The sequence below is a fragment of the Streptomyces sp. SID3343 genome (assembly GCF_009865215.1).
Classification (GTDB): domain Bacteria; phylum Actinomycetota; class Actinomycetes; order Streptomycetales; family Streptomycetaceae; genus Embleya.
The window spans coordinates 15,914-40,549 of the sequence record NZ_WWJX01001298.1 but is presented as its reverse complement, the minus strand read 5'-3'; the positions used below and the strand labels follow the sequence as shown (position 1 = coordinate 40,549).

25 protein-coding genes are annotated in these 24,636 nt (G+C 68.9%); 24 read left to right on the top strand and 1 reads right to left on the bottom strand.

The window, feature by feature from the left end; translation table 11 throughout:
* Positions 1–356 precede the first annotated feature (356 nt).
* From thrB to GT354_RS55085, 20 genes are all read left to right on the top strand, one after another.
* Positions 357–1,271, top strand: coding sequence for a homoserine kinase (thrB, locus tag GT354_RS40675; protein ID WP_161361585.1), 915 nt, complete (start codon positions 357–359; stop codon positions 1,269–1,271).
* Between the two features lie 614 nt (positions 1,272–1,885).
* Positions 1,886–4,051 carry a transcription termination factor Rho gene (gene rho / locus GT354_RS40670; RefSeq protein ID WP_346012400.1) on the top strand — a complete coding sequence of 722 codons (2,166 nt, stop codon included), beginning with the start codon at positions 1,886–1,888 and terminating at the stop codon, positions 4,049–4,051.
* A gap of 338 nt (positions 4,052–4,389) precedes the next feature.
* Positions 4,390–4,614: a 50S ribosomal protein L31 gene (gene rpmE, locus GT354_RS40665; protein ID WP_161361583.1), complete on the top strand. Its 225-nt coding sequence runs from the start codon at positions 4,390–4,392 to the stop codon at positions 4,612–4,614.
* 212 nt (positions 4,615–4,826) lie between these two features.
* A complete protein-coding gene (prfA, locus tag GT354_RS40660; protein ID WP_161361581.1) occupies positions 4,827–5,894 on the top strand; it encodes a peptide chain release factor 1 in 1,068 nt (355 codons plus the stop codon).
* A 10-nt stretch (positions 5,895–5,904) separates the two neighbouring features.
* Positions 5,905–6,750 (top strand): peptide chain release factor N(5)-glutamine methyltransferase, encoded by an 846-nt coding sequence (gene prmC / locus GT354_RS40655; RefSeq protein WP_161361579.1) that lies wholly within the window; start codon positions 5,905–5,907, stop codon positions 6,748–6,750.
* Between the two features lie 85 nt (positions 6,751–6,835).
* Positions 6,836–7,483 carry an L-threonylcarbamoyladenylate synthase gene (locus tag GT354_RS40650; protein ID WP_161361577.1) on the top strand — a complete coding sequence of 216 codons (648 nt, stop codon included), beginning with the start codon at positions 6,836–6,838 and terminating at the stop codon, positions 7,481–7,483.
* 56 nt (positions 7,484–7,539) lie between these two features.
* Positions 7,540–8,133 (top strand): low molecular weight phosphatase family protein, encoded by a 594-nt coding sequence (locus GT354_RS40645; protein WP_161361650.1) that lies wholly within the window; start codon positions 7,540–7,542, stop codon positions 8,131–8,133.
* Positions 8,134–8,258: 125 nt separating this feature from the next.
* Positions 8,259–9,542, top strand: a complete 1,284-nt coding sequence (glyA, locus tag GT354_RS40640) for a serine hydroxymethyltransferase (protein ID WP_161361575.1) — start codon at positions 8,259–8,261, stop codon at positions 9,540–9,542.
* A gap of 210 nt (positions 9,543–9,752) precedes the next feature.
* On the top strand, positions 9,753–11,108 hold the full coding sequence (locus GT354_RS40635) for an MraY family glycosyltransferase (RefSeq protein ID WP_161361573.1): 1,356 nt from the start codon (positions 9,753–9,755) through the stop codon (positions 11,106–11,108).
* Between the two features lie 202 nt (positions 11,109–11,310).
* Positions 11,311–11,715, top strand: a complete 405-nt coding sequence (locus tag GT354_RS40630; protein ID WP_161361570.1) for a hypothetical protein — start codon at positions 11,311–11,313, stop codon at positions 11,713–11,715.
* 88 nt (positions 11,716–11,803) lie between these two features.
* On the top strand, positions 11,804–12,031 hold the full coding sequence (locus tag GT354_RS40625) for an AtpZ/AtpI family protein (RefSeq protein WP_237535940.1): 228 nt from the start codon (positions 11,804–11,806) through the stop codon (positions 12,029–12,031).
* Between the two features lie 87 nt (positions 12,032–12,118).
* Complete coding sequence (gene atpB / locus GT354_RS40620) at positions 12,119–12,931, top strand: F0F1 ATP synthase subunit A (RefSeq protein WP_161361568.1); 813 nt, start codon at positions 12,119–12,121, stop codon at positions 12,929–12,931.
* A 77-nt stretch (positions 12,932–13,008) separates the two neighbouring features.
* The gene (gene atpE, locus GT354_RS40615) at positions 13,009–13,236 is read left to right on the top strand and encodes an ATP synthase F0 subunit C (protein ID WP_161361566.1); all 228 of its coding nucleotides are present in this window, start codon (positions 13,009–13,011) and stop codon (positions 13,234–13,236) included.
* 31 nt (positions 13,237–13,267) lie between these two features.
* Complete coding sequence (locus GT354_RS40610; RefSeq protein WP_161361564.1) at positions 13,268–13,822, top strand: F0F1 ATP synthase subunit B; 555 nt, start codon at positions 13,268–13,270, stop codon at positions 13,820–13,822.
* Positions 13,822–14,637 carry a F0F1 ATP synthase subunit delta gene (locus GT354_RS40605; RefSeq protein WP_161361562.1) on the top strand — a complete coding sequence of 272 codons (816 nt, stop codon included), beginning with the start codon at positions 13,822–13,824 and terminating at the stop codon, positions 14,635–14,637. Before GT354_RS40610 ends, GT354_RS40605 begins: the two co-directional genes overlap by 1 nt.
* A 146-nt stretch (positions 14,638–14,783) precedes the next feature.
* Positions 14,784–16,427, top strand: a complete 1,644-nt coding sequence (gene atpA, locus GT354_RS40600) for a F0F1 ATP synthase subunit alpha (protein WP_161361559.1) — start codon at positions 14,784–14,786, stop codon at positions 16,425–16,427.
* A 20-nt stretch (positions 16,428–16,447) separates the two neighbouring features.
* Entirely contained in the window at positions 16,448–17,356 is a 909-nt protein-coding gene (locus GT354_RS40595; protein ID WP_161361557.1) for a F0F1 ATP synthase subunit gamma, read from the top strand.
* 5 nt (positions 17,357–17,361) lie between these two features.
* A complete protein-coding gene (gene atpD, locus GT354_RS40590) occupies positions 17,362–18,810 on the top strand; it encodes a F0F1 ATP synthase subunit beta (protein ID WP_161361556.1) in 1,449 nt (482 codons plus the stop codon).
* 203 nt (positions 18,811–19,013) lie between these two features.
* Complete coding sequence (locus GT354_RS40585; protein WP_161361554.1) at positions 19,014–19,385, top strand: F0F1 ATP synthase subunit epsilon; 372 nt, start codon at positions 19,014–19,016, stop codon at positions 19,383–19,385.
* A gap of 309 nt (positions 19,386–19,694) precedes the next feature.
* Entirely contained in the window at positions 19,695–20,087 is a 393-nt protein-coding gene (locus tag GT354_RS55085; protein ID WP_346012399.1) for a DUF2550 domain-containing protein, read from the top strand.
* Positions 20,088–20,165: 78 nt separating this feature from the next.
* Here the strand turns inward: GT354_RS55085 and GT354_RS40575 are convergent, their stop codons facing one another.
* On the bottom strand, positions 20,166–20,738 hold the full coding sequence (locus GT354_RS40575; protein WP_161361550.1) for a cob(I)yrinic acid a,c-diamide adenosyltransferase: 573 nt from the start codon (positions 20,736–20,738) through the stop codon (positions 20,166–20,168).
* A 77-nt stretch (positions 20,739–20,815) separates the two neighbouring features.
* Here GT354_RS40575 and murA point away from each other — a divergent pair, with 77 nt between their 5' ends.
* From murA to GT354_RS40555, 4 genes are all read left to right on the top strand, one after another.
* The gene (murA, locus tag GT354_RS40570) at positions 20,816–22,096 is read left to right on the top strand and encodes a UDP-N-acetylglucosamine 1-carboxyvinyltransferase (RefSeq protein ID WP_161361548.1); all 1,281 of its coding nucleotides are present in this window, start codon (positions 20,816–20,818) and stop codon (positions 22,094–22,096) included.
* Positions 22,097–22,183: 87 nt separating this feature from the next.
* The gene (locus GT354_RS40565; protein ID WP_161361546.1) at positions 22,184–23,035 is read left to right on the top strand and encodes a 3-hydroxyacyl-CoA dehydrogenase family protein; all 852 of its coding nucleotides are present in this window, start codon (positions 22,184–22,186) and stop codon (positions 23,033–23,035) included.
* Between the two features lie 467 nt (positions 23,036–23,502).
* Positions 23,503–24,006 (top strand): N-acetyltransferase, encoded by a 504-nt coding sequence (locus GT354_RS40560; protein ID WP_346012398.1) that lies wholly within the window; start codon positions 23,503–23,505, stop codon positions 24,004–24,006.
* Between the two features lie 84 nt (positions 24,007–24,090).
* On the top strand, positions 24,091–24,600 hold the full coding sequence (locus tag GT354_RS40555) for an NUDIX hydrolase (protein ID WP_161361544.1): 510 nt from the start codon (positions 24,091–24,093) through the stop codon (positions 24,598–24,600).
* Positions 24,601–24,636 lie beyond the last annotated feature (36 nt).

Genomic DNA, 24,636 nt, shown 5'->3' with positions numbered 1-24,636 from the left:
CAACAGCCGCCCCCGGCCCACCCATCGGGAGCAGCCTTTACCGGCCAATCCGGCCCGAAAAGCGCGGCGTGATCAAAAGAAGGCGGTCGACGAGCATTCGTCGACCGCCTTCGGTCCTTTTCGATCGCATTTCCGATACCGATCTTCCGACGCCGCGCCAATGGTGTCCCGCGAGGGAACGCACCTTCGGTAGGCTGATCACCGGACGCGACCTTCACTCGTTCCGCGGCGTACGCCGCCCGAGTCTCGCGTCTGTTCCTGCCGTTCCGCAGCACCCGCGATTTCCCGAATGCGTCACCGGTTCGGACCGTCCCGCGAAGGTGCCCGGAACTCCACGAGGAGGAGTGTCCACGCGTATGGCCGGCCCCGCATTCCGCGCCGCCCCAGTCCGGGTTCGCATCCCGGCCACGAGCGCCAACCTGGGCCCCGGGTTCGACGCGTTCGGACTCGCGCTCGGACTGTACGACGACGTCGCCGTCCGGGTCGCCGACGAGGGTCTGTCGATCGACATCGCCGGCGAGGGCGCCGAGAATCTCACCCGCGACGAGAATCACCTCGTCGTTCGTGCCGCCTATGCCGCGTTCGAGGCCATGGGCGGTCGCCCGCCCGGGCTCGACGTCGTATGCGCCAACCGCATCCCACACGGACGCGGGCTCGGCTCGTCCGCCGCCGCCATCTGCGCCGGGGTGATCGCCGCCCGCGCGCTGACGATAGGCGGGGCGGAGCGGCTCGACGACGACGCCACGCTCGCGCTCGCCACCGAGCTCGAAGGCCACCCGGACAACGTCGCGGCGTGCCTGCTCGGTGGTTTCACCATCGCGTGGACCGACGAAGACGGCCCCCACGCGGTGCGTTCGGCCCCCGATCGGGGAATATCCCCTGTGGTGTTCGTACCCGCGACACCGCTGTCCACCGAAGTCGCACGCGGTCTGTTGCCGGCCAAGGTGACCCATCGCGACGCGTCGGCCAACGCCGGCCGTGCCGGATTGCTGGTCACGGCGCTCACGACGCGCCCCGACCTGCTGTTCGCCGCGACCGAGGACAGGTTGCACCAGACCTACCGAGCGCCCGCGATGCCCGCGAGCGCGGAATTGATCGACAAGCTGCGCGCTCAGGGGATGGCCGCGGTCGTCTCCGGCGCGGGGCCGACCGTACTCGCCCTGGTCACATCCGACCGCGTGGACGAGGCGATCGGTATGGCCGGGCCCGATTGGGTGGTTCGGCAACTGGAAGTGGACGGGAACGGAGCAAGCGTCATGCCGCTGGCATGACGGGCGCGACCGGCACGACCTGCGTATTCGCTGTTCGTCGGCAGTACGCCGGCGGACGGGATCAGCAGGCGCGAGGCAGGCACGAGGCAGGCACGAGACGGTTCGCGAGAGCGAGCCGTCGAAATGCCGAAGACGACCGCCGACGCTCGTCGATTCGTTCACTCCACTGCACTACCGCACGAAAAAGGGCTGCGCCGGGGGAGCGATGGGGTGGGGGAATGTCTCTTGGGTCCGGTAGTGTTAGCGTCATCACCGCACCAGATCCCCCGCCCGCATAGGGTTGGGCGCGTTCGGTGCTCTGTGGCCACGATCCCTTGGGAGTCTCCCCTCCTGCTTGTCCTTCGTGACGAACGTGGCTCCCCGAATCCGACCGGCGGAAGCACCGTGCCGTGTCGAGCTCACCCCGGGGTCCCGAGGGCACTTTCCCGACAGGAATACGAGCCCCCACAGGCACATACACACATGAGCCCGATCCCCGCAGTACTGGGCACATTTTCGATGATTCCCGCCATCCGGCGGACCACCGCACCGGACCGCGCTGGAAGCGGAACGGACAGCACAACCGGTCGCCGTGCCCCCTCAAGGCCGACGCCCGCTCCAGGGAAGGACCCTTCGTGAGCGACACCACCGAACTCATGGACGCAACGCCACAGGCCGCGTCCACCTCGGGTGACGCGGCTGCCACCGCGGACGCCCCCGCTCCCGCCACCCGGCGCCGCCGTTCGACCGGCACCGGCCTCAACGGCATGGTGCTCGCCGAGCTCCAGCAGGTCGCCACCGGTCTCGGCATCAGTGGCACCGGCCGCATGCGCAAGAGCCAGCTGATCGAGGCCATCCAGGCGAAGCAGGGCGGCTCCGACGCGGCTCCCGCCGCTGCCGCCACGAAGCCGGCCCGCGCGAGCAAGGCCAAGGCCGTCGCGGCGGACAACGGCGCGGCGCCCGCCGAGGCCCAGGCCCCCCCGGTCGCCGAGGCGCCCGCGGCCCCCGCGGCGGAGGCGCCCACGCGTACCCGCCGTGCCGCCCGGACGCGCGTCGCGGTCGAGACCGCGTCGCAGATCGAGATTCCGGAGCAGGCCGCCGCCGAGGCCCCCGCCAACGGTCGCGCCCGTCGTGACCAGGGCGAGCCCGCGGCCGAGGCCGGCGAGGCCACCACCACGCGCCGCCGTGGCGAGCGCACCGAGCGCCCCGAGCGCACGGGCGACGAGCAGGGCGAGCAGCGCGAGGGCGGCGAGCGTGAAGGCCGTCGCGAGCGTCGCGAGCGCGGCCAGAACCGTCGCGACCGCGGCGAGCGCAACAACAACGCCAACGCCGACCGGGCCGAGCGCCCGGAGCGCGGCGAGCGGGCCGAGCGTGGCGAGCGCAACAACGAGCGCACCGACCGCGCGGAGCGCACCGACCGCAGTGACCGCAGTGATCGCGGCGACCGTCCCGAGCGGGGCGAGCGCGGCGACCGTGCCGAGCGTGGCGACCGCGGTGGCGACCGCGGCAAGCAGCAGCAACAGCAGCAGCAGGACAACGACCCCATGGGTCCCGACGACGACTTCGAGGGTGGCGGCCGGCGTCGTCGCGGGCGCTACCGCGACCGCAACCGTCGCCGCGGCGGCCGCGAGGGCTTCGAGACGAACGAGCCCGTGCTGGCCGACGACGACATCCTGGTGCCCGTCGCGGGCATCCTGGACATCCTCGACAACTACGCGTTCGTGCGGACCTCGGGCTACCTGCCCGGCTCCAACGACGTGTACGTCTCGCTCGCCCAGGTGCGCAAGAACGGCCTGCGCAAGGGCGACGCGATCGTCGGCGCGGTGCGCCAGCCGCGCGACGGCGAGCGCCGCGAGAAGTTCAACGCGCTCGTGCGCCTGGACACGGTCAACGGCATGGAGCCGGAACAGGCGCGTCAGCGCTCCGACTTCAACAAGCTGACCCCCCTGTACCCGCAGGACCGGCTCCGCCTGGAGACCGACTCCAGCGCGCTGACCACGCGGATCATCGACCTCGTCGCGCCGATCGGCAAGGGGCAGCGCGGACTGATCGTCGCGCCCCCGAAGGCCGGCAAGACGATGGTGCTCCAGGCGATCGCCAACGCGATCACCGTGAACAACCCCGAGTGCCACCTGATGGTCGTGCTCGTGGACGAGCGCCCCGAAGAGGTCACCGACATGCAGCGGTCGGTCAAGGGCGAGGTCATCTCCTCGACCTTCGACCGTCCGGCCGAGGACCACACGATCGTCGCCGAACTGGCGATCGAGCGGGCCAAGCGCCTCGTCGAGCTGGGCCACGACGTCGTCGTGCTGCTCGACTCGATCACCCGCCTGGGCCGCGCGTACAACCTCGCGGCGCCGGCCTCCGGCCGCATCCTGTCCGGTGGTGTCGACTCGACCGCGCTGTACCCGCCGAAGAAGTTCTTCGGCGCGGCGCGCAACATCGAGAACGGCGGCTCGCTGACCATCCTCGCCACCGCGCTCGTCGAGACCGGCTCGCGCATGGACGAGGTGATCTTCGAGGAGTTCAAGGGCACCGGCAACATGGAGCTCAAGCTCGACCGCAAGCTCGCCGACAAGCGCATCTTCCCGGCGGTGGACGTGGACGCGTCCAGCACCCGCAAGGAAGAGATCCTGATGGCGCCGGACGAACTCGCGGTCGTCTGGAAGCTGCGCCGGGTGCTGCACGCCCTCGACCAGCAGCAGGCCATCGAACTGCTCCTGGACAAGATGAAGAAGACCAAGAGCAACGGCGAGTTCCTGATGCAAATCCAGAAGACTACGCCGATGCCGAACGACTAGACCGATCGGGGCGGAGGCGTGGGGTCCGGGGGTCGCTCCCGGATCGGCACAGTAGAAGACCACGCCGATGCCGAACGACCAGGTCCTCGGATCTGTCGCTCGGAGCGGGCGGGTCGGCCTCAGGGCCGGTCCGCCCGTGAGCAAGACCGAAAGAACAAGACACAGCGCGCTGACCAAGAGGGGGCGGGAATGCCCTCACCCCGGTCGTGGTTGGGCGGTACAGACCCTGATTTGGGTCCGGCTGCCCCCTCCTGGCAGACTGCTCTGTCGGTCCCGGTTCACGTGATGCCCATTCGGGTGTACGACCCGGTGCCCTCCCGAACCTCAAGGAGATTCCTGTGAAGCCCGAAATTCACCCGGAGTACGTGGAAACCACCGTCACCTGTGGCTGTGGCTCGACGTTCACCACCCACAGCACTGCTACGAGCGGCCAGATCCGCGTCGAGGTCTGCTCGCAGTGCCACCCGTTCTACACGGGCAAGCAGAAGATCCTCGACACGGGCGGCCGTGTCGCGCGCTTCGAGAAGCGCTTCGGCAAGCAGCCGGTGGCCGGGAGCAACTAGCGACCCTGCGGCGCCGGAGGAGCGGTGGGCCTTGTTCCAAGGCCCGTCCCGCTCCTCCGGCGCCGTTCGTTTGTCTGCGTGATCCGGGGTGCGGCACAGCCCGGCGCCTCGTCACCGAGCGCGCCGGCCGCAGTCCCCCCACCCCTTCGCCGCCCGCACCGCGCTGCGCCACCGATCCCGCCGAGTTCGCGGCCATAGACAGAGGAGCCCCTGTGTTCGAGGCGATGGACGACCTGCTCGCCGAGCACGCCGACCTGGAGAAGCAGCTCGCCGATCCGGCGGTGCACACCGACCAGACGCGCGCTCGCAACCTCGGTCGGCGCTACGCCGAACTCGGGCCGATCGTCGATGCCTACCGGCAGTGGGCCAGTGCGAGCGACGACGTCGAGGCGGCGCTCGAACTGGTCGCGGAGGACCCCGACTTCGCCGCCGAGGCGGAGGAATCGCAAGTGCGCCGCGAGGAGTGGGCCGAAAAGCTCCGCCGGCTGCTCGTGCCGCGCGACCCGGCCGACGACAAGGACGTCATCCTGGAGGTCAAGGCGGGCGAGGGTGGCGAGGAGTCGGCCCTGTTCGCGGGCGACCTGCTGCGGATGTATCTGCGCTACGCCGAGCGCGCCGGTTGGAAGACCGAGATCCTCGAAGCCAACGAATCCGACCTCGGCGGCTACAAGGACGTCCAGGTCGCGGTGAAGACCAAGGGCAACCCGGCGCCCGGCGAGGGTGTCTACGCCCGGCTGAAGTTCGAGGGCGGCGTGCACCGCGTACAGCGAGTGCCCGCGACCGAGTCGCAGGGCCGCATCCACACCTCCGCCGCCGGTGTCCTCGTGTTGCCCGAGGCCCAGGACGTCGAGGTCGAGATCAACGCGAACGACCTGCGGATCGACGTCTACCGCTCGTCCGGCCCCGGTGGGCAGTCCGTCAACACGACCGACTCCGCGGTGCGCATCACGCACCTGCCGACCGGCATCGTGGTCTCGTGCCAGAACGAGAAGAGCCAGCTCCAGAACAAGGAGTCGGCGATGCGCATCCTGCGGGCGCGCATGCTCGCCGCCGCACAGGAGGAGGCCGACAAGGAAGCCTCGGACGTGCGCCGCAGTCAGGTGCGTACGGTAGACCGTTCGGAGCGCATCCGGACGTACAACTTCGCGGAAAACCGGATTTCGGACCACCGCGTGGGCTACAAGGCGTACAACCTGGATCAGGTGCTCGACGGCGACCTCGACCCGGTCATCCAGTCGTGCGTCGACGCCGACATGGCCGCCCGGCTCGCCCACCAATAACGGAGACGAGATGAACCTGCTGCTCGCCGAAGTGGCCCAGGCCACTTTGCGACTGGCCGACGCGGGTGTTCCCTCTCCGCGCTTCGATGCCGAGGAACTCGCGGCGTTCGTGCACGGCGTCAAGCGCGGCACCCTGCACACCGTCGCCGACGGCGACTTCGACGCGCGCTTTTGGGAGGCCGTCGCCCGGCGCGAGGCCCGCGAGCCGTTGCAGCACATCACCGGGCGCGCGTTCTTTCGCTACCTCGAACTCCAGGTCGGCCCCGGCGTCTTCGTGCCCCGCCCGGAGACCGAGGTGGTCGTGGGCTGGGCGATAGACGCGCTGCGGGCGATGGACGTGGCCGAGCCGCTCGTGGTGGACCTGTGTACCGGCTCCGGCGCGATCGCGCTGGCCGTCGCGCAGGAGGTGCCGCGCTCGGTCGTGCACGCGGTCGAGCTGGACCCGGGCGCCTTTCGCTACGCGACCCGCAACGCGAGCGGATCGCGCGTCGTGCTGCACGCGGGCGACGCGCTGACCGCGCTGCCCGAACTCGACGGCACGGTCGACCTCGTGATCAGCAACCCCCCGTACATCCCGCTGGAGGAGCGCGACGAGGTCGCCCCCGAGGCGCGCGATCACGACCCCGAGATGGCGCTGTTCTCGGGGCCCGACGGACTCGACTTCATTCGGGTCCTGTCCAAGACTGCCTACCGGCTGCTGCGACCCGGCGGACTCGTCGTGGTCGAGCACGCCGACACGCAGGGCGGCGCGGTGCCGTGGATCTTCAACGAGGAAGCCGGTTGGGTGGACGCGGCCGATCACCGCGATCTGACCAACCGCCCCCGCTACACGACCGCCCGCAAGGAAGGCGCGTGAACCGCGCCTCCTCGATGCCGCGTTCGTGGTCGAACGCGGCACTCGGCACGAGTTCGTCCGTACCGCTTCAGGAGGTAAGAGCCCGATGAGTCGACGCTACGACTGCTCCGACGTGATGGATCGCGGGCTCGGGCTGCGTGAGGCCACCTCGGCCGTCAAGCGCGGCGATCTGGTGGTCCTGCCCACGGACACGCTGTACGGCATCGGCGCGGACGCGTTCACGCCGCACGCCGTGCACGCGTTGCTCGACGCCAAGGGGCGGGGCCGCAACATGCCCTCGCCCGTCCTGGTCGGCTCCCCGAACACCCTGCACGGCCTGGTCACCGGCTTCCCCGAGTTGGGGTGGGAGCTGGTCGACGCGTTCTGGCCCGGCGCGCTGACGATCGTCGCGTTCCACCAGCCGTCGCTGATGTGGGACCTGGGCGACACCCGCGGCACGGTCGCGGTGCGGATGCCGCTGCACCCCGTCGCGATCGAGCTGCTCACCGAGACCGGCCCGATGGCGGTCAGCAGCGCGAACCGCTCCGGGAATCCGGCGGCCACCACGGTCGACGAGGCGCAAGCGCAACTGGGCGACTCGGTCTCGGTCTACCTCGACGGTGGTACGTGCCCCACCACCGATCCGTCCTCGATCATCGACCTGACCGCCGGGCGGCCGCGTCTGCTGCGCGAGGGTGCCCTTTCCCTGGAGACGTTGCGCGAGGTCGTACCCGACCTGGAGGGCGTGAATTGACCGCCCCGCCTACCGGTGGGCCCTCGTATGGATCCGGGACGTACGGTTCTCCGGACCTGTTTCGGATCCTGTTCGTGTGCACCGGCAGCATCTGCCGCTCGCCCATCGCGGAGCGCCTGGCCAAACTCGGCCTGGAGCGTCGGCTCGCGGCGGACGACAGCGTGCGGCTGTCGCTGGAGAGCGCGGGCACGTGGGGGCACGAGGGCGCGCCGATGGAGCCGCACGCGGCCGAGGTGCTGCTCGAGTACGGCGCCGACCCGGGCGACTTCCACGGCCGTGAGCTGCTCGACGAGCACGTCGCCGAGGCCGACCTCGTGCTGACCGCGACCCTGGACCACCGGGCGCACGTGGTGTCGATGGGGCACGCCTCGGGGCTGCGCACGTTCACGCTCAAGGAGTTCACCCGCCTGGTCGCGGTCCTGGAGCGCGCGCCCTATCCCGAGCGCGACCTCGTCCGCCGCAGCCGCTCGCTCGTGCGGGCCGCCGCCGCGCTGCGCGGGCGCCTCGCCGCGCCCGACCCCGAGTGGGACGAGGTGGCGGACCCGTACGGCGCTCCGCTGAGCGTGTTCCGGGCCTGCGCGTCCGACATCGGCTCGGCCCTGGATCCGGTGCTCACCGCGCTCACCGGACACCCCGCGCACATCGCCTGAGGCGCCGCGTCGGGCGGTCGCCGGCGCGTGGGGGGTCACGATTGCGGAATGGGCCGCGAGAGCCTGTCCGCGCACCATGCTCCGGCCTATGGTGGGAATGTCCCTGCGGCCTTGAGGAGCAGTGCATGGGCACCCCCGACTCCACGTCAACTCCCTTCTGGGGACCGGATTTCGCGTCCCTTCAGCACGCGGACCCGGAGATCGCCGAAGTCGTCTCGGGAGAACTGGCCGGGCAGCGCGAGGGACTTCGGCTGATCGCCGGCGAGAACTTCGCCTCCTCGGCCGTGCTCGCCGCCCTGGGCAGCACCCTCGCCAACAAGTACGCCGAGGGATATCCGGGCCGGCGTCACCACGGTGGATGCGCGCAGGCGGACCGCGCGGAGGAGCTCGCGGCCCGGCGCGCGCGGGAACTGTTCGGCGCCGATCACGCCAACGTCCAGCCGCACTCGGGCTCCGCGGCCAACCTCGCGGCCTACGCGGCGGTGCTCGTCCCCGGCGACACGATCCTGGCGATGTCGCTCCCGCACGGCGGTCACCTCACCCACGGGTCACGGGTGAACTACTCGGGACGCTGGTTCGACACGGTCGCCTACGGGGTCCGCGAGGGCGACGAACGGATCGACTACGAGCAGGTCGAAGCCCTGGCCCTGGCTCATCGGCCGCGGCTGATCGTGTGCGGCGCGACCGCCTATCCACGACTTGTCGATTTCGCGGCATTTCGACAGATCGCTGATCGTGTGGGCGCCTACCTGCTGGTGGACGCCGCGCACATCGTCGGACTCGTCGCCGGGCAGGCGGTGCCCTCGCCCGTCCCGTACGCCGACATCGTCACGGGCACGACCCACAAGGTGCTGCGCGGCCCGCCCGGCGGGATGATCCTGTGCCGCGCGGCCCTCGCGGAGCGGATCGACCGCGCGGTGTACCCGTTCACCCAGGGCGGCCCGCACATGCACGCCGTGGCCGCGAAGGCGGTCGCGCTGCGCGAGGCCGCGACGCCCGCGTACCGCGCCTACACGCGCCAGGTGATCGCCAACGCGCACACACTCACCCAAGGGCTCCAAGCCGAGGGCATGCGCGCGGTCTCCGGCGGCACCGACACCCATCTCGCGCTGCTCGACCTGCGCGGGATCGGAGTCAGCGGCCACGACGCCGAACGGCGCTGCGAACGCGCCGGCATCACGCTCAACCGCAACGCCGTCCCGTTCGACCCCGTGAAGCCGACCATCGCCTCCGGGATCCGGGTCGGTACGGCCGCGGTGACCACGCAGGGCATGACCGAGGGAGACCTCAAGGAGATCGCCGTGCTGATCGGTCGCGCGGTGCGAGAGGACGACGACGCGACCGCGCGCGGCGTGCGCGCCGCGGTGGCCGAACTCGTCTCCACCCATCCGGCCTACCCGCGTGGCTGATCCCGACGACTACGATTACCGCCCCGGTGTGGAAGAGACACGGGGGGCTGTGGTTACGTGTGGGGCGACGGGCCGGTGGCACTGCTGCCGAGCATCGTGCGATCGTCCGACGCCGGGGCAGGTTCGGCGGTTCCCTGTGGGAGCGACGGCACGTCTAGTCTGATGCCCGTGCTGCCGCTGGGATGGTCCGAAGCCGGGGACGGTTGAGTCTTGCGCGAATACCTGCTCACGCTGTTCGTCGCCGCAGCGGTGACCTACCTGCTGACGGGCGCGGTCCGCCGGTTCGCCATCGCCGCGGGGGCGATGCCCGAGATCCGCGCCCGCGACGTGCACAAGGAGCCGACGCCGCGACTGGGCGGCCTCGCGATGTTCGGGGGCCTGTGCGCGGGCCTGTTGGTCGCGCGGCATCTGCCGGTCCTGGCCGAGGTGTTCACCGCCTCCACCGACGTGCAGGCGCTGCTGTCCGGGTGCGCGCTGATCTCCGTGCTCGGGGTGATCGACGACAAGTGGGGCGTCGACGCGATCATCAAGCTGCTCGGCCAGGCGCTCGCCGCCGGCGTCATGGTGTGGCAGGGCATCGTCATCCTGTGGCTGCCCATCCCCGGCTACGGCACGGTCGGCCTGCCGCCGACCCAGGGCGCGCTGCTGACCATCGCGATCGTGGTGATCACGATCAACGCGGTCAACTTCGTCGACGGCCTCGACGGGCTCGCGGCGGGCATGGTGTGCATCGCCGCCCTCGCGTTCTTCGGCTACTCGTATCGGCTCTGGTTCGGCTACGGCATCTCGGCCGCCGCCGCGCCGACGCTGTTCACCGCGCTGTTGGTGGGGATGTGCATCGGCTTCCTGCCGCACAACCTGCACCCCGCGCGGATCTTCATGGGCGACTCGGGCTCGATGCTGATCGGCCTGATGCTCGCCGCCGCCGCCGTCACCGTCACCGGCCGGATCGACCCCGCCTCGATCGCCGCGCAAAACGACGGATCGATGTCGTTCACCACGCACAAACTCGTTCCGGTCTACATCCCGCTCGTGCTGCCCTTCGCGGTGCTCGTGGTGCCGCTGATGGACCTGTTGATGGCGGTGGGCCGACGCGGTTGGGCCGGGCGCTCGCCGTTCGCGGCCGACAAGGGCCACCTGCACCACCGGCTGCTGGAGATCGGCCACTCGCACAGCCGGGCCGTACTGATCATGTATTTCTGGTCCGGCCTGATCGCGTCGTTCACGGTGCTCATCTCGGTCCGCCCGGAACGGCGCCCGATCGTCTACGCGGGCCTGGGTCTGATCGCGGTCGGCCTGGTCGTCCTGATGCTCCCGAGGTTCAAGCCGCACGTGCCGACCGAGATCCACGGCGTGGTCCCACCGCGCTACCGCAGGCTGGGCCGCCGCAAGTCGGCCGCGAACGAACCGGGTCCCCGGATCGTTCCCGGCGAATCGGACGGCGTACGGCTGAACGGAGCAACCGCAGCGCCCGGTCCCCAGTCGTCCCAGGAACCCCAGGACCCCTCCCCACCTGCGGATTTGCCGGCCGGGTGGGGGGCCCGAAAGGGTGACCGTGGCCTGTGAGCTTGTACACACGAACGGGTAAAGCTCTGCTCAAATAGTTTGTGATATCGTTCACGAACCAGGATCACCGGCCGATGGACCTTCAATAGCGAAGGTTCCGTGCTTTTACGGCCACTCCGGAACAGCGCTTGGTTTCGAGGCACTGTTTCGAAGCTTTGTTCCGGTTCGCCTACCGCCCCCCACTGATGCCGGAGTCACCGACATGCAGGCCAATGACGTCCGCCTTCTCCGTGGCTCGGCCGTTGTCACGGCCGCCGCAGGAGTAGTCGCGGCCATCGCGGCCCTGCTCGCGGCCGGCAGCAAAGGACTGATCGGCGCCCTCTTCGCCACCGTCGTGGTCCTGGTCTTCTTCTCCATCGGCCAGGTCGCGATCGGGCGCATCTCCAAAAAGAACCCCTACATGATCATGAACATGGCGCTCTTCACGTACATCGTGCAGATCATGCTCTTGGGGTTGGTCCTGTTCCTGTTCAAGGGCACCACGGCGTTCGACACCAAGGTGTTCGGACTGACGATCCTGGGCGCGACGCTGGTCTGGGTCGCCTCGCAGGTCTACGTCTTCACCAAGCTGAAGATCGCCTACGTCGAGCCGGATGGAGAGCGATGACACACGCACAGCGCCCTGCCCCGACGACGTGGCGTGCCAGGACCGGATGTGTTGACGTCACGGCGGTACTGCTATCGTCCGGGGCGTCATGAGCGAGAGTGGCCCCCGTCCGCCGGACCGAGAGAATCGGCTGTTGGACGGTGCCGCATGGTCGAGTGTCGGTTATCTGCTGAGCGGCATGCTGTTCTACGGCGGAATCGGCTGGCTGATCGACCGGTGGACCGGCCACGACGCGCTGTTCCTGCCGATCGGACTGATCGTCGGAATCGCTCTGGCCCTTGCTCTTGTCTTTGTCCGCCACGGCAGGTCCTCCTGACCGGGCCCTGTTGCGTGCCGCTCCGTGGCAATCAGCCACGCCGACACATCGAGGTAGCCGAAACCATGCTTCACGACGAAGGAGTCGGTGGTGACTGCTGACGTCCAGACGCTCGCCAGTAGCTGTCACCTGTTCGACAAGGGATGCGGGTTTCCCTCGCCGGGATTGAACACCTTCGAGTTCAAGCCGATCTTCTCCATCGGGGCATTCGACTTCACGAAGCCGATGCTGCTCGCGATCGTCGCGGCGCTCCTCGTGGTCGGTTTCTTCTGGAGCGCGTTCGCCAGGCCGAAGCTGGTGCCCAAGGGCGCACAGAACGTCGGCGAGCTGGGCTACCTGTTCATTCGCGACAGCATTTCGCGGGAGACCATCGGCAAGAAGGGCGACCCCTACGTCCCCTTCCTGTTCTCGATCTTCTTCTTCGTCTGGGTCATGAACGTGCTCTCCATCGTGCCGTTCGCCCAGTTCCCCGCGACTTCGCGAATCGCCTTCCCGGCCTCGATCGTGTTGGTCGTCTGGGTCACCTACCTGGCGATCGGCATCAAGAAGCAGGGCTTCACCGGCTACTTCAAGTCGATGATGTTCCCGCCCGGGCTGCCGACGTGGATCTATTTCCTCCTGGCGCCGATCGAGCTGCTGCAGGGTCTCATCACCCGCCCCTTCACGCTGGCCGTCCGACTGTTCGCGAACATGTTCGCCGGACACATGCTGATCGTGACGTTCAGCGTGGGCGCCTGGTACCTGCTCGGTTTCCACATCGGAGCGCTCTACTCCGCGACCTCGTTCGTCGTGGTCGTCATCATGACCGCTTTCGAGTTGATGATTCAGGCGCTGCAGGCGTACATCATCACGTTGCTCGCAGCGTCCTACATCTCCAGCTCGCTCGAAGCCGAGCACTGAGAGACCCGCAGACTTTCTCTCTCCTCGACCGTCGTCCGGTGGATCGTCCACCGGCCTCGAAAAAAGGATCAGTTCTCATGAACCTCGCCGCTGAAGTATCCGGCAGCCTCGGTTCCATCGGTTACGGCCTCGCCGCGATCGGCCCGGGCGTCGGTATCGGACTCATCTTCGGTAACGGTGTGCAGGCCATGGCGCGTCAGCCCGAGGCCGCTGGTCTGGTTCGCCAGAACATGCTGCTCGGCTTCGCCCTCGCCGAGGCGCTCGCCCTCATCGGCGTCGTGATGCCGTTCGTCTTCGGCGTCTGATTCCGCAGATACGGACGGAAGGTCCCACACCGTGATTTTCCTCGCCAACGAAGGGAAGCAGAACCCTCTGCTTCCCCCGCTCGACGAGATCATCATCGGTGGCCTGGCGTTCCTCATCGTTTTCGGTGTTCTCTGGAAGATTCTCCTTCCGAAGATCGCCAAGACGCTGTCGGACCGTACGGACGCCATCGAGGGCGGTCTCAAGCGCGCCGAAGAGGCGCAGGCCGAGGCGCAGGCCGAGTTGGAGCGATACCGCACCCAGCTCGCCGAAGCCCGTCGTGAGGCCGGCCGCCTTACCGAGGACGCCCGCGAGCAGGGTGCGGTCGCCATCGCGGAGATGCGCGCCGAGGGTCAGCGGATCAAGGACGAAATCGTCACCGCCGGCCACACCCAGATCGAGGCCGACCGGAATCAGGCTCAGAACGCGCTTCGTCAGGACGTCGGCCGACTGGCCGTCGGACTGGCCTCGCGCATCGTCGGGGAATCGCTCGAGGACGAGGCGCGTCAGCGCCGAGTCGTCGACCGCTTCCTCACCGAGCTCGAAGCCCAGGCGTCCGCAGGTGCGATCTCCGAGCAGGTGCTCTGATGCAGGGCGCCAGCAGGGAATCGCTCGGCGCCGCCCGTGAGCGTCTCGACACGCTCGCGACCGTGCCCGGTACCGACATGGTCCGGCTGGCCCAGGAGCTCGACTCCGTGGTCATCCTGCTGGACGACACAGTGTCGCTTCGACGCGTCCTCACGGACGCGACGCGTTCCGGGGAGGCCCGCGCGGCCTTCCTGGCACAGCTTCTCGCCGGTCAGGTCTCGGGTACCACCGCGGACCTGCTCGGCGGACTCGTCCGCACGCGCTGGTCACGCCCCCGTGACCTGGTCGACGCGCTGGACGAGCTTTCGGTCAACGCCGAGCTGATCGCCGCCGAGCGCGACGGCAAGCTCGACGATCTGGAAGACGAGCTGTTCCGCTTCGGCCGGATCGTGATGGGTGACCGCGCACTGCGGTCCGCTCTGACCGACCCGGGTGTCGCGAACGCGCGCAAGGCAACCCTGGTCTCCGGACTGCTGGAGGGTCGGGCCCAGCCCGTCACCCGGCGGCTGATCACCAGGCTTGTCGCGCACCCGCGCAGCCGTAACCTTGAACACGGGCTCGAGTCGTATGCGCGCCTTGCCGCCGATCGCCGGCGTCGGATGGTCGCGTTGGTCACGGTCGCCCTGCCCCTCACCGAGGAGCAGCGCACCCGCATGGCCGCGGCGCTGGGCCGGATGTACGGCCGCGAGGTCAACCTCAACGTGGAAATCGCAGCCGACGTCATCGGCGGGGTCCGAGTGGAGATCGGTGACGACGTCATCGACGGCACCGTGACCACACGTCTCGACGAAGCGGGCCGTCGGCTCGCCGGTTGAGACACCGGACGACGGGGACGTCGCGGGTCGCCCGAGGCAACACCTCGGACCGAGCGGCGACACCCCACAGCAGCACCGCGGTTCCGTACGACAAGCGACGGACAGCGGACCGTTAACCCCACCACCTAGGAGAGCAGGGACACCAGATGGCGGAGCTCACGATCCGGCCGGAGGAGATCCGGGACGCGCTGGAGCGCTTCGTCGCCTCGTACGAGCCGGAGACGGCCGCGCGCGAAGAGGTCGGTACCGTCACCGAGGCGTACGACGGTATCGCCAAGGTCGAGGGCCTGCCCTCGGTCATGACGAACGAGCTGCTCAAGTTCGAGGACGGCACCCTCGGCCTCGCGCAGAACCTCGACGTCCGCGAGATCGGTGTCGTCATCCTCGGTGACTTCAGCGGCATCGAAGAGGGCCAGAAGGTCCGTCGTACGGGCGAGGTTTTGTCGGTACCGGTGGGCGACGCCTACCTGGGCCGCGTTGTCGACCCGCTGGGTCAGCCGATCGACGGCCAGGGCGAGATCGAGTCCGAGGGCCGTCGCGCGCTCGAACTCCAGGCCCCCGGCGTCATGATGCGCAAGTCGGTCCACGAGCCGATGCAGACCGGCATCAAGGCGATCGACGCGATGACCCCGATCGGCCGCGGCCAGCGTCAGCTGATCATCGGCGACCGGCAGACCGGCAAGACCGCGGTGTGCCTGGACACGATCATCAACCAGCGCGACAACTGGCGTTCGGGCGACCCGAAGAAGCAGGTCCGCTGCATCTACGTCGCGATCGGCCAGAAGGGCACGACCATCGCGTCCGTGCGCCGTTCGCTCGAAGAAGCGGGCGCGCTGGAGTACACGACGATCGTCGCCGCCCCGGCCTCCGACCCGGCCGGCTTCAAGTACCTCGCCCCGTACACCGGTTCGGCCATCGGCCAGCACTGGATGTACCAGGGCAAGCACGTCCTGATCGTGTTCGACGACCTGTCGAAGCAGGCCGAGGCGTACCGCGCCGTGTCCCTGCTGCTTCGTCGCCCGCCGGGGCGCGAGGCGTACCCGGGTGACGTCTTCTACTTGCACTCGCGTCTGCTGGAGCGTTGCGCGAAGCTCTCGGACGACCTCGGTGGCGGTTCGATGACCGGTCTGCCGATCATCGAGACCAAGGCGAACGACGTGTCGGCGTACATTCCGACCAACGTCATCTCCATCACCGACGGCCAGTGCTTCCTGGAGTCCGACCTGTTCCTGCAGGGCGTGCGCCCCGCGGTCAACGTCGGTATCTCGGTCTCGCGAGTCGGTGGCTCCGCGCAGATCAAGGCCATGAAGGGCGTCGCCGGTCGACTTCGCGTCGACCTCGCCCAGTACCGCGAGCTTGCGGCGTTCGCGTCCTTCGGTTCCGACCTGGACGCCACCTCCAAGGCTTCGCTCCAGCGTGGTGCGCGCATGGTCGAGCTGCTCAAGCAGGGCCAGTTCGAGCCGTTCTCGATCGAGCTCCAGGTCGTCTCGATCTGGGCCGGTACCACGGGCAAGCTCGACGACGTGCCGGTGCAGGACATTCGGCGCTTCGAGAAGGAGCTGCACGAGTACGTCCAGCGCGAGCACGGGGCACTGCTGACCGGCATCGTCGAAACCGGCAAGCTCGGGGACGACGCCGTGGTGGCGCTCACCGACGCGGTGACCTCCTTCAAGCAGACGTTCACCAAGTTCGACGGGGAGCCGCTGATCCAGGACGTGGCGCCTGCCGGTCTGAAGAAGGAAGACGTCGGCCAGGAGAAGATCACTCGTCACGTGGCCAAGTCCGAGTAGAGAACGGAGAACCCTGACCAATGGGAGCCCAACTTCGGGTCTACCGGCGTCGGATCCGTTCCGTGTCGGCGACCAAGAAGATCACGCGCGCCCAAGAGCTCATCGCGGCGTCGCGGATCGTGAAGGCGCAGCAGCGCGTCGCGGCCTCCAAGCCGTACGCGGACGAGCTGACGCGCGCCGTTTCCGCGGTCGCCACCTTCTCCAGCACGCAGCACCCGTTGACCACCTCGGTGGAGCGGCCCACCAGGGCCGCGGTGCTGCTGGTGACCAGTGACCGCGGTTTCGCGGGCGGCTACAACTCCAATGTCATCAAGGCCGCCGAGCAGCTCACCAAGCTGCTGGAGGACGAGGGCAAGGAAGTACGCCGCTACGTCATCGGGTCCAAGGGCATCGGGTTTTTCCAGTTCCGCGAAATGGACCTGGCCGGGCAGTGGAAGGGTTTCTCCGACCGCCCCGAGTACTCCGACGCCAAGAAGGTGGCAGGTGAGCTGATCGACGCGTTCGTGACGCCCACCGACGAAGGCGGTGTCGACGAGATTCACCTCGTCAGCACCGAGTTCGTCTCCATGCTCACGCAGAGCCCGGTCGCGGTGCGGGTACTCCCGTTGGCGGTCGAGGAGACGGACGAGCCGCCGGCCGGCGGTCCCTTCCCGCTCTACGACTTCGAGCCCTCGGCCGAAGGTGTTCTCGACGCACTGCTGCCGCGGTACGTCGAAAGCCGGATCTTCAACGCACTGCTGCAGTCCGCTGCCTCCGAGCACGCGGCCCGCCGTCGGGCGATGAAGTCGGCCACCGAGAACGCCGAAGACCTCATCCGGACCCTCTCTCGCCTGGCGAACAACGCTCGCCAGTCCGAGATCACCCAGGAAATCAGCGAGATCGTCGGTGGCGCCAACGCCTTGGCCGACGCGAACGCGGGGAGTGATTAGGAATCATGACTGCCACTGTTGAGACGGCCGCTGCCACGGGCCGCGTAGCCCGCGTCATCGGCCCGGTCGTCGACGTGGAGTTCCCCGTCGACGCGATGCCGGAGATGTACAACGCCCTGCACGTCGACCTGGACCTCTCGGGCCAGGGCGAGGACGAGGGTAAGACCACCCTCACCCTCGAGGTCGAGCAGCACCTTGCCGACGGCATCGTGCGCGCGATCTCGATGCAGCCCACCGACGGCCTCGTTCGCGGTGCCGTCGTCACCGACACGGGCGCGCAGATCTCCGTGCCCGTGGGCGACGTCACCAAGGGGCACGTGTTCAACGCCCTCGGTGAGGTCCTCGACGTGGACCGCGCGTCCTTCCAGGTCACCGAGCGCTGGCCGATCCACCGCAAGGCCCCGGCCTTCGACCAGCTCGACTCCAAGACCGAGATGTTCGAGACCGGCATCAAGGTCATCGACCTGCTCACCCCGTACGTCAAGGGTGGCAAGATCGGCCTCTTCGGTGGTGCGGGCGTCGGCAAGACGGTCCTCATCCAGGAGATGATCGTTCGTGTCGCCAAGCTTCACGAGGGTGTGTCGGTGTTCGCCGGTGTCGGCGAGCGCACCCGTGAGGGCAACGACCTGATCGAGGAGATGAAGGACGCGGGCGTCTACGACCAGACCGCCCTGGTCTTCGGTCAGATGGACGAGCCGCCGGGCACGCGTCTTCGCGTCGCCCTGTCCGCCCTGACCATGGCGGAGTACTTCCGCGATGTGCAGAAGCAGGACGTGCTGCTCTTCATCGACAACATCTTCCGGTTCACCCAGGCCGGTTCCGAGGTGTCGACGCTGCTCGGCCGGATGCCCTCCGCGGTGGGTTACCAGCCGACGCTCGCCGACGAGATGGGCACCCTCCAGGAGCGCATCACCTCGACGCGTGGTCACTCGATCACCTCGATGCAGGCGATCTACGTCCCCGCGGACGACCTCACCGACCCGGCCCCGGCGACCACGTTCGCGCACCTCGACGCGCTGACCGTGCTCTCGCGGCCGATTTCCGAGCTGGGCATCTACCCGGCGGTGGACCCGCTGGACTCGACGTCCCGGATCCTGGACCCGCGCTACGTCGCGCAGGACCACTACGACTGCGCGATGCGAGTCAAGAACATCCTGCAGAAGTACAAGGACCTCAAGGACATCATCGCGATTCTGGGTATGGACGAGCTGTCCGAAGAGGACAAGCTCACCGTGCACCGCGCGCGACGTATCGAGCGGTTCCTGTCGCAGAACACCCACGTGGCGAAGCAGTTCACGGGGCTCGACGGTTCGGACGTCTCGCTGTCCGAGACCATCGAGGCGTTCAACGCGATCGCCGACGGCAAGTACGACCACGCCCCGGAGCAGGCCTTCTTCATGCTCGGTGGTCTGGACGACCTCGAGAAGAAGATCGCCGAGCTCAACAAGGGCTGACGATCGCCTGATCGACGAGGGGCGGTCCCGAACGGGCCCGCCCCTCGTGTCGGTTCCCGGTCCGGCAACTTCACGGACCGAAACCGCCGGCCACGGAGTCGGTTGGAGCCAGGCCCTCCCGGGCCACTATCCTTGAACCCCACCCGTCCCGTGAGGGCGGAGGCGAAGACCCGCGCGTCTTCGACCCGACATGAGGAGCCACGTTGGCTGAGCTGCACGTCGAGCTGGTCGCGGCCGACCGCAAGGTGTGGTCCGGCGAGGCCACCATCGTCATCGCACGCACCGCGGACGGCGACATCGGCATCCAGGCCGGTCACCAGCCCGTTCTCGGTGTACTGGAATCCGGTCCGGTGACCATCCGTCAGGCCGACGGGTCGGTCGTCATCGCCGCCGTCCACGGCGGGTTCATCTCGTTCGCGGACAACAACCTCTCCCTGCTCGCGGAGATCACCGAACTGGCCGACGAAATCGACGTCGCCAGGGCGGAGCGGGCACTCGAGCGCGCCGAGTCGGCGAAGGACGCGAGCGCCGAGCGCCGCGCCCAGACCCGTCTCATGGCCACTCAGCGGTCCTAGGCCGCGCAGCGGTCCCAGTGCCCCGGTACTGGTCGCACCCGAGCCCGGACCGATTCACGGCCGGGACCACTGCTCTACGCGCGAACGAGGAGGTCGATCGGGATGGTCCTCGTAGTGCTGAGTGTGGTTCTGGCCGTTGTCGTCGTCTTGGTGGCCGGTGTCGCTGCGTTCGCGTTGCGGCGACGGCTGATCCAGCGACCGGGGGGTACGTTCGATTGTTCGCTTCGGATGCGGCCACCGGTGACGGTGGACCCCGAAGCCGGTGAGAATTCCGCGGCGTCACCCGGGCACGATTCGGGGGGCGCCGCGGTGTCGTCTGGCGACTCGGGCTCGGGGCCCGGTGGTTCCGGCTCTTCCGGTTCCTCCGGTGCGGATGTCGCGGGTGGCGCCGACGGGGATCCGGATCACGGCAAGGGCTGGGTCTTCGGGATCGCCCGGTACAGCGGGGACCGGATCGAGTGGTTCCGGGTCTTCAGCTATTCGCCGCGGCCGCGTCGGGTGTTGCAGCGTGGGCGCATTCAGGTGATCGGGCGGCGGGAGCCGGCCGGGCAGGAAGAGCTGGCGCTGTTGGCGGGGGCGGTGATCCTGGTCTGCGAACACGCCGACGCGCGGATCGAGTTGGCGCTCAGCGACGATGCGCTCACGGGGTTCCTGGCCTGGTTGGAGGCCGCGCCTCCGGGGCAGCGGGTCAACGTGGCGTGATGGCGGGTCGGCGTGGCCTCAGGCGCCGGCCGGACTGATCCATCCAGCCCGGCCGGCGTTCGAGGCCACCGCGGTGCTTCAGCGGTTGGCGCCTGGGACCCACAGGACGTCGCCGATTTCGCGGTTGGCGTGGCGGGCCAGGATGAAGAGCAGGTCGGACAGGCGGTTCAGGTATTTGACCGTCAACGGGTTCATCGAGTCGCCGTGTACCTCGAGGGCGGCCCACGTGGTGCGCTCCGCGCGGCGGGCGACGGTGCGGGCCTGGTGCAGCAGGGCCGCGCCCGGGGTGCCGCCGTTGAGGATGAAGCTGCGGAGCTTGTCGAGGTTCTCGTTGTACTCGTCGCACGCCGTCTCCAAGGCGTCGATGTAGCTCTGCTCGACGCGCAGTGGGGGATGGGCGGGGTTCTCGACGATCGGGGTGGACAGATCCGCCCCGAGGTCGAACAGGTCGTTCTGGATGCGGGTCAGCAGCTTGACGACATCGCCGTCGAGGTTGCCGAGCGACAGCGCGACCCCGATCACCGCATTGGTCTCGTCGACGTCGGCGTAGGCCGCGAGCCGAGGGTCGGTCTTCGAGGTACGCGACATGTCACCGAGCGCGGTCGTACCGTCGTCTCCGGTACGCGTGTAAATCCTGGTGAGATTGACCATCCTCGAAGATTAGCGCCGCGCTTGGCGGGTGTTCGGCGGCGTCCGTGAACCCGTCCGGGAATCAGTACGATCACCTGATGGACAGGTTCCGAGTGACAGGTGGTCAGCGGCTCGCCGGCGAGGTGCGGATCACGGGTGCGAAGAACAGCGCGCTCAAATTGATGGCTGCCGCGCTTCTCGCGGAGGGCACGACGGTGCTGGAGGACGCGCCTCGGATCCTCGACGTGGAGATCATGAGCGAGTTGCTGCGGCGGCTCGGGTGCGAGGTCGAGGGGGAGACGACCGGCACCGTGCGCATCGACGTCCCCGCGGCGCCCCGGTTCGAGGCGGACTACGACCTCGTGCGCAGCATGCGGGCGTCGATCTGTGTGCTCGGGCCGTTGCTCGCGCGGTGCGGTGAGGTGCATGTGGCGTATCCCGGTGGGGACGCGATCGGGTCGCGTGGACTCGACATGCACATCGAGGGGTTGGTCAAGCTCGGTGCCACCGTGGAGAACTCGCACGGGGTGTTGATCGCGAAGGCTCCGCACGGGTTGCGCGGGACGACCGTGTGGCTGGACTTCCCGAGCGTGGGGGCCACCGAGAACATCCTGATGGCCGCCGTGCTCGCGCAGGGCAGGACGGTGATCGACAACGCGGCTCGTGAACCGGAGATCGTCGACATCTGCTCGATGCTCACCGAGATGGGCGCGAAGATCGAGGGCGCGGGTTCGTCGACCCTGGAGATCGAAGGGGTGGACGGGCTCAAGCCCGTGCGCCACCGCACCGTGCCGGACCGGATCGTGGCGTGCACGTTCGCGGTCGCCGCCGCGATGACGCTCGGCGACGTGACCGTGCGCAACGCGCACCCCGAGCACCTGGAGATCGCGCTCGACAAGCTCACCCTTGCCGGGGCGAGCGTGTCCACGGTGCGCGACGGCTTCCGAGTCGTGATGGACCGGCGGCCCAAGGCCGTGGACGTCGTGACGTTGCCGTATCCCGGTTTCGCGACCGACATGCAGCCGTTTTTCGCCGCGATGAACTCGATCGCCGAGGGCTCGGCGATGATCACCGAGAACCTGTTCGAAGCGCGGTTCGTGTTCCTTCAGGAACTGCTCAGGCTCGGCGCGTCGATTCGTACCGACGGGCATCACGCGATCGTGCGCGGGGTCGAACAGCTCTCCGGCGCGCCGGTGTTGACCGCCGACATCAGGGCCGGGGCCGGCCTGGTGCTCGCGGGCCTGGTCGCCGACGGGGACACCACGGTGAGCGGGGTACACCACATCGACCGGGGCTACACGGGCCTTGAGGTACAACTCCAGTCACTCGGCGCGAAGATCGTTCGGGAACCGGAGCCGGAGAGTACCTCGCGTTTCTGACGGTCCGTCAGGTGGGCGCTCGTCCAGGCTACCGACGGGTACGGCTACGCTCCCGGGCAACCGTCGTTTGTACCGGAAGGTAGCGCTGTGACCAAGAAGATCGCCGTCATCGGAGCCGGGCTCATGGGATCGGGCATCGCCCAGGTCGCCGCGCAGGCCGGCTACGACGTCGTCCTGCGCGACGTCACCGACGCCGCCCTGACTCGTGGGCTGAGCGGAATCACCGCCTCCTACGACAAGTTCACCGCCAAGGGGAAACTGAGCGCCGAGGACGCGACCGCCGCGCTGGGTCGGCTCACCACGACGACCGACCTCGACGCGGTCGCCGACGCCGACATCGTCGTCGAGGCCGTGTTCGAGAAGATCGAGATCAAGCAGGACGTCTTCCGCGACCTGGACCGGATCTGCAAGCCCGGCGCGATCCTCGCGTCCAACACGTCGGCGATCCCGATCACGCAGATCGCGGCCGTGACCGGGCGGCCCGAGTCGGTCGTGGGCATGCACTTCTTCTCGCCGGTGCCGTTGATGAGCCTGTGCGAACTGGTACGCGGTTTCAAGACCTCCGACGAGGCGCTCGCGTCCGCGCGCGAGTTGGCCGAGGCGATGGGCAAGACGTGCATCGTGGTCAACCGCGACGTCGCCGGCTTCGTCACCACCCGACTGATCACCGCGCTCACGGTCGAGGCCGTGAAGCTGTACGAGGCCGGCGTCGCGACCGCCGAGGACATCGACATCGCGTGCCGACTGGGCTTCGGCCACGCGATGGGGCCGTTGGCCACGGCCGACCTCACCGGCGTGGACATCATGCGCAACGCGACGAGCAACATCTACGAGGAGAGCAAGGACGAGAAGTTCGCGCCCCCGGAGCTGTTGAACCGGATGGTCACCGCGGGCGACCTCGGCCGCAAGAGCGGCAAGGGCTTCTACGACTACTCGTAACCGAGGCCCCGGGCCGGCGGCCCGCCACTTTCGATCGCGCTCCGCCGGCCTACCCGCCGCGGTGCCCCCATCCGACCGGCGCCAACGCTCTCACCTCGGGAAAGCTGTCCCCATCGGCCCGTTCGGCCCGTTCTCTCCCCTCACACCGGTCGGCCGGCTGCCGTGCGGGACGCGCGCGCCACCGCAGGAGGGCACGGTGGTGCGCGCGTCGATCACGAGATGGGGTCCCAGTAGTTCTCGCCGAAAAACAACGGAATCGCTGACCTGCACTGATGCGCCTCGATCCAACCGGCATATCCGTCTGACCGCCGAGAACGACGAACACAACCGTCGCCGGCCGCGATCACCACGAGGGTGACCCACTCGACCTGACGCCGGGAGGCGGGGAGTTGCCCCGACCGCGGTTCGGTTCAGGGAGTGAGCCCGAGCCACGTGGCGAGGCGGGTCAGGTCGGGGTTGGATCTGCGGTGCAGGCTGATGAGGACGCGGGCGGTCTCGCGGACCATGGGGTGGAAGCGGGTCTGTTCCGGGGCGGTCTTGCGGGCCCGGTGGAGGGTGTCGAGTGCGGCCCGGACGTTCCCGGTGTCGGTGTGGGCGACGAGGCGATGATCTGCCCCGGCGCCCTCCTGCTGGAGGACCCCGCCCCACGGGCCACCACCCCGGACGGGCACCGCAAGACCGCGTCCGACTTCACCCGGGCGCCCGTCACCGTCGGCCAAGGCGCCACCATCGGCGCCGGCGCCGTCCTCGCGCCCGGGGTCCGCGTCGGCGATCACGCCTTGGTCGCGGTCGGCGCGGTCGTCGTGCGCGACGTCCCCGCCCACGCCCTGGTCGCGGGCAACCCCGCCCGCCGATGCGGCTGGGTGTGCCGCTGCGGCCGAACCCTGGACGCGTCCCTGCGATGCCCCGCCTGCCCACGCTCCCACCGGATCCAGGACGACACCCTGATCGAGGACCACCCGGCCGGGTGATGATCGCACCGTTTTGTCACACCCCTGTCGCAAGCGCCCGTGCCGCCGCGAACGGGCGGCGGCACGGCGCTAACCTCACGCGGCATGAGCCATCCCCTTCCCCCCGCCGAGTACTACGCGACCCTGCCCAAGCACATCGGCGGCGCCGGCACGATCCTCCACGACGAGACCGGGCGGATCCTGCTCGTCGAACCCTCCTACGGCGACGGCCGATGGGAGATCCCCGGCGGCGCCATGGACGCCGGCGAATACCCGTGGGACACCGCGCACCGCGAAATCAAGGAGGAACTCGGCCTCGACCTGGCCCCCGGCCGGCTCCTGGTCGTCGACTGGGTCCCCCCGCAACCCGACGGTCGGCCCGCGCTGGCGAACTACCTCTTCGACGGCGGCACCCTCACCCGAGCCGACGCCGAGACGCGCGTCCACCTCGCGGCCGGTGAACTCATGGCCTGGCACCTCGCCGAACCGGCCGAGTGGGACGTCCTGATGGCACCCCACATGGCCCGCCGCCTGCGGGCCTGCGCGAACGCGCTGATCAACGGCACCACCGCCTACCTGCACCACGGATCGGATCCCGCGACACACAGAAGCTGACCGCGCACCGGGTTTCCCGTGCCGGCCGGCGCCGAC

What these genes read in the sequence shown, in the direction of transcription:
- GT354_RS40625 (WP_237535940.1), top strand. Translation starts at nt 11,804, where the DNA reads ATGAGCGAGAGTGGCCCCCGTCCGCCGGACCGAGAGAATCGGCTGTTG.
- GT354_RS40650 (WP_161361577.1), top strand. Translation starts at nt 6,836, where the DNA reads ATGAGTCGACGCTACGACTGCTCCGACGTGATGGATCGCGGGCTCGGG.
- GT354_RS40630 (WP_161361570.1), top strand. Translation starts at nt 11,311, where the DNA reads ATGCAGGCCAATGACGTCCGCCTTCTCCGTGGCTCGGCCGTTGTCACG.
- GT354_RS40575 (WP_161361550.1), bottom strand. Translation starts at nt 20,738, where the DNA reads ATGGTCAATCTCACCAGGATTTACACGCGTACCGGAGACGACGGTACG.
- murA (WP_161361548.1), top strand. Translation starts at nt 20,816, where the DNA reads ATGGACAGGTTCCGAGTGACAGGTGGTCAGCGGCTCGCCGGCGAGGTG.
- GT354_RS40555 (WP_161361544.1), top strand. Translation starts at nt 24,091, where the DNA reads ATGAGCCATCCCCTTCCCCCCGCCGAGTACTACGCGACCCTGCCCAAG.
- atpE (WP_161361566.1), top strand. Translation starts at nt 13,009, where the DNA reads ATGAACCTCGCCGCTGAAGTATCCGGCAGCCTCGGTTCCATCGGTTAC.
- atpA (WP_161361559.1), top strand. Translation starts at nt 14,784, where the DNA reads ATGGCGGAGCTCACGATCCGGCCGGAGGAGATCCGGGACGCGCTGGAG.
- glyA (WP_161361575.1), top strand. Translation starts at nt 8,259, where the DNA reads ATGGGCACCCCCGACTCCACGTCAACTCCCTTCTGGGGACCGGATTTC.
- atpD (WP_161361556.1), top strand. Translation starts at nt 17,362, where the DNA reads ATGACTGCCACTGTTGAGACGGCCGCTGCCACGGGCCGCGTAGCCCGC.
- thrB (WP_161361585.1), top strand. Translation starts at nt 357, where the DNA reads ATGGCCGGCCCCGCATTCCGCGCCGCCCCAGTCCGGGTTCGCATCCCG.
- GT354_RS40605 (WP_161361562.1), top strand. Translation starts at nt 13,822, where the DNA reads ATGCAGGGCGCCAGCAGGGAATCGCTCGGCGCCGCCCGTGAGCGTCTC.
- prmC (WP_161361579.1), top strand. Translation starts at nt 5,905, where the DNA reads ATGAACCTGCTGCTCGCCGAAGTGGCCCAGGCCACTTTGCGACTGGCC.
- GT354_RS40595 (WP_161361557.1), top strand. Translation starts at nt 16,448, where the DNA reads ATGGGAGCCCAACTTCGGGTCTACCGGCGTCGGATCCGTTCCGTGTCG.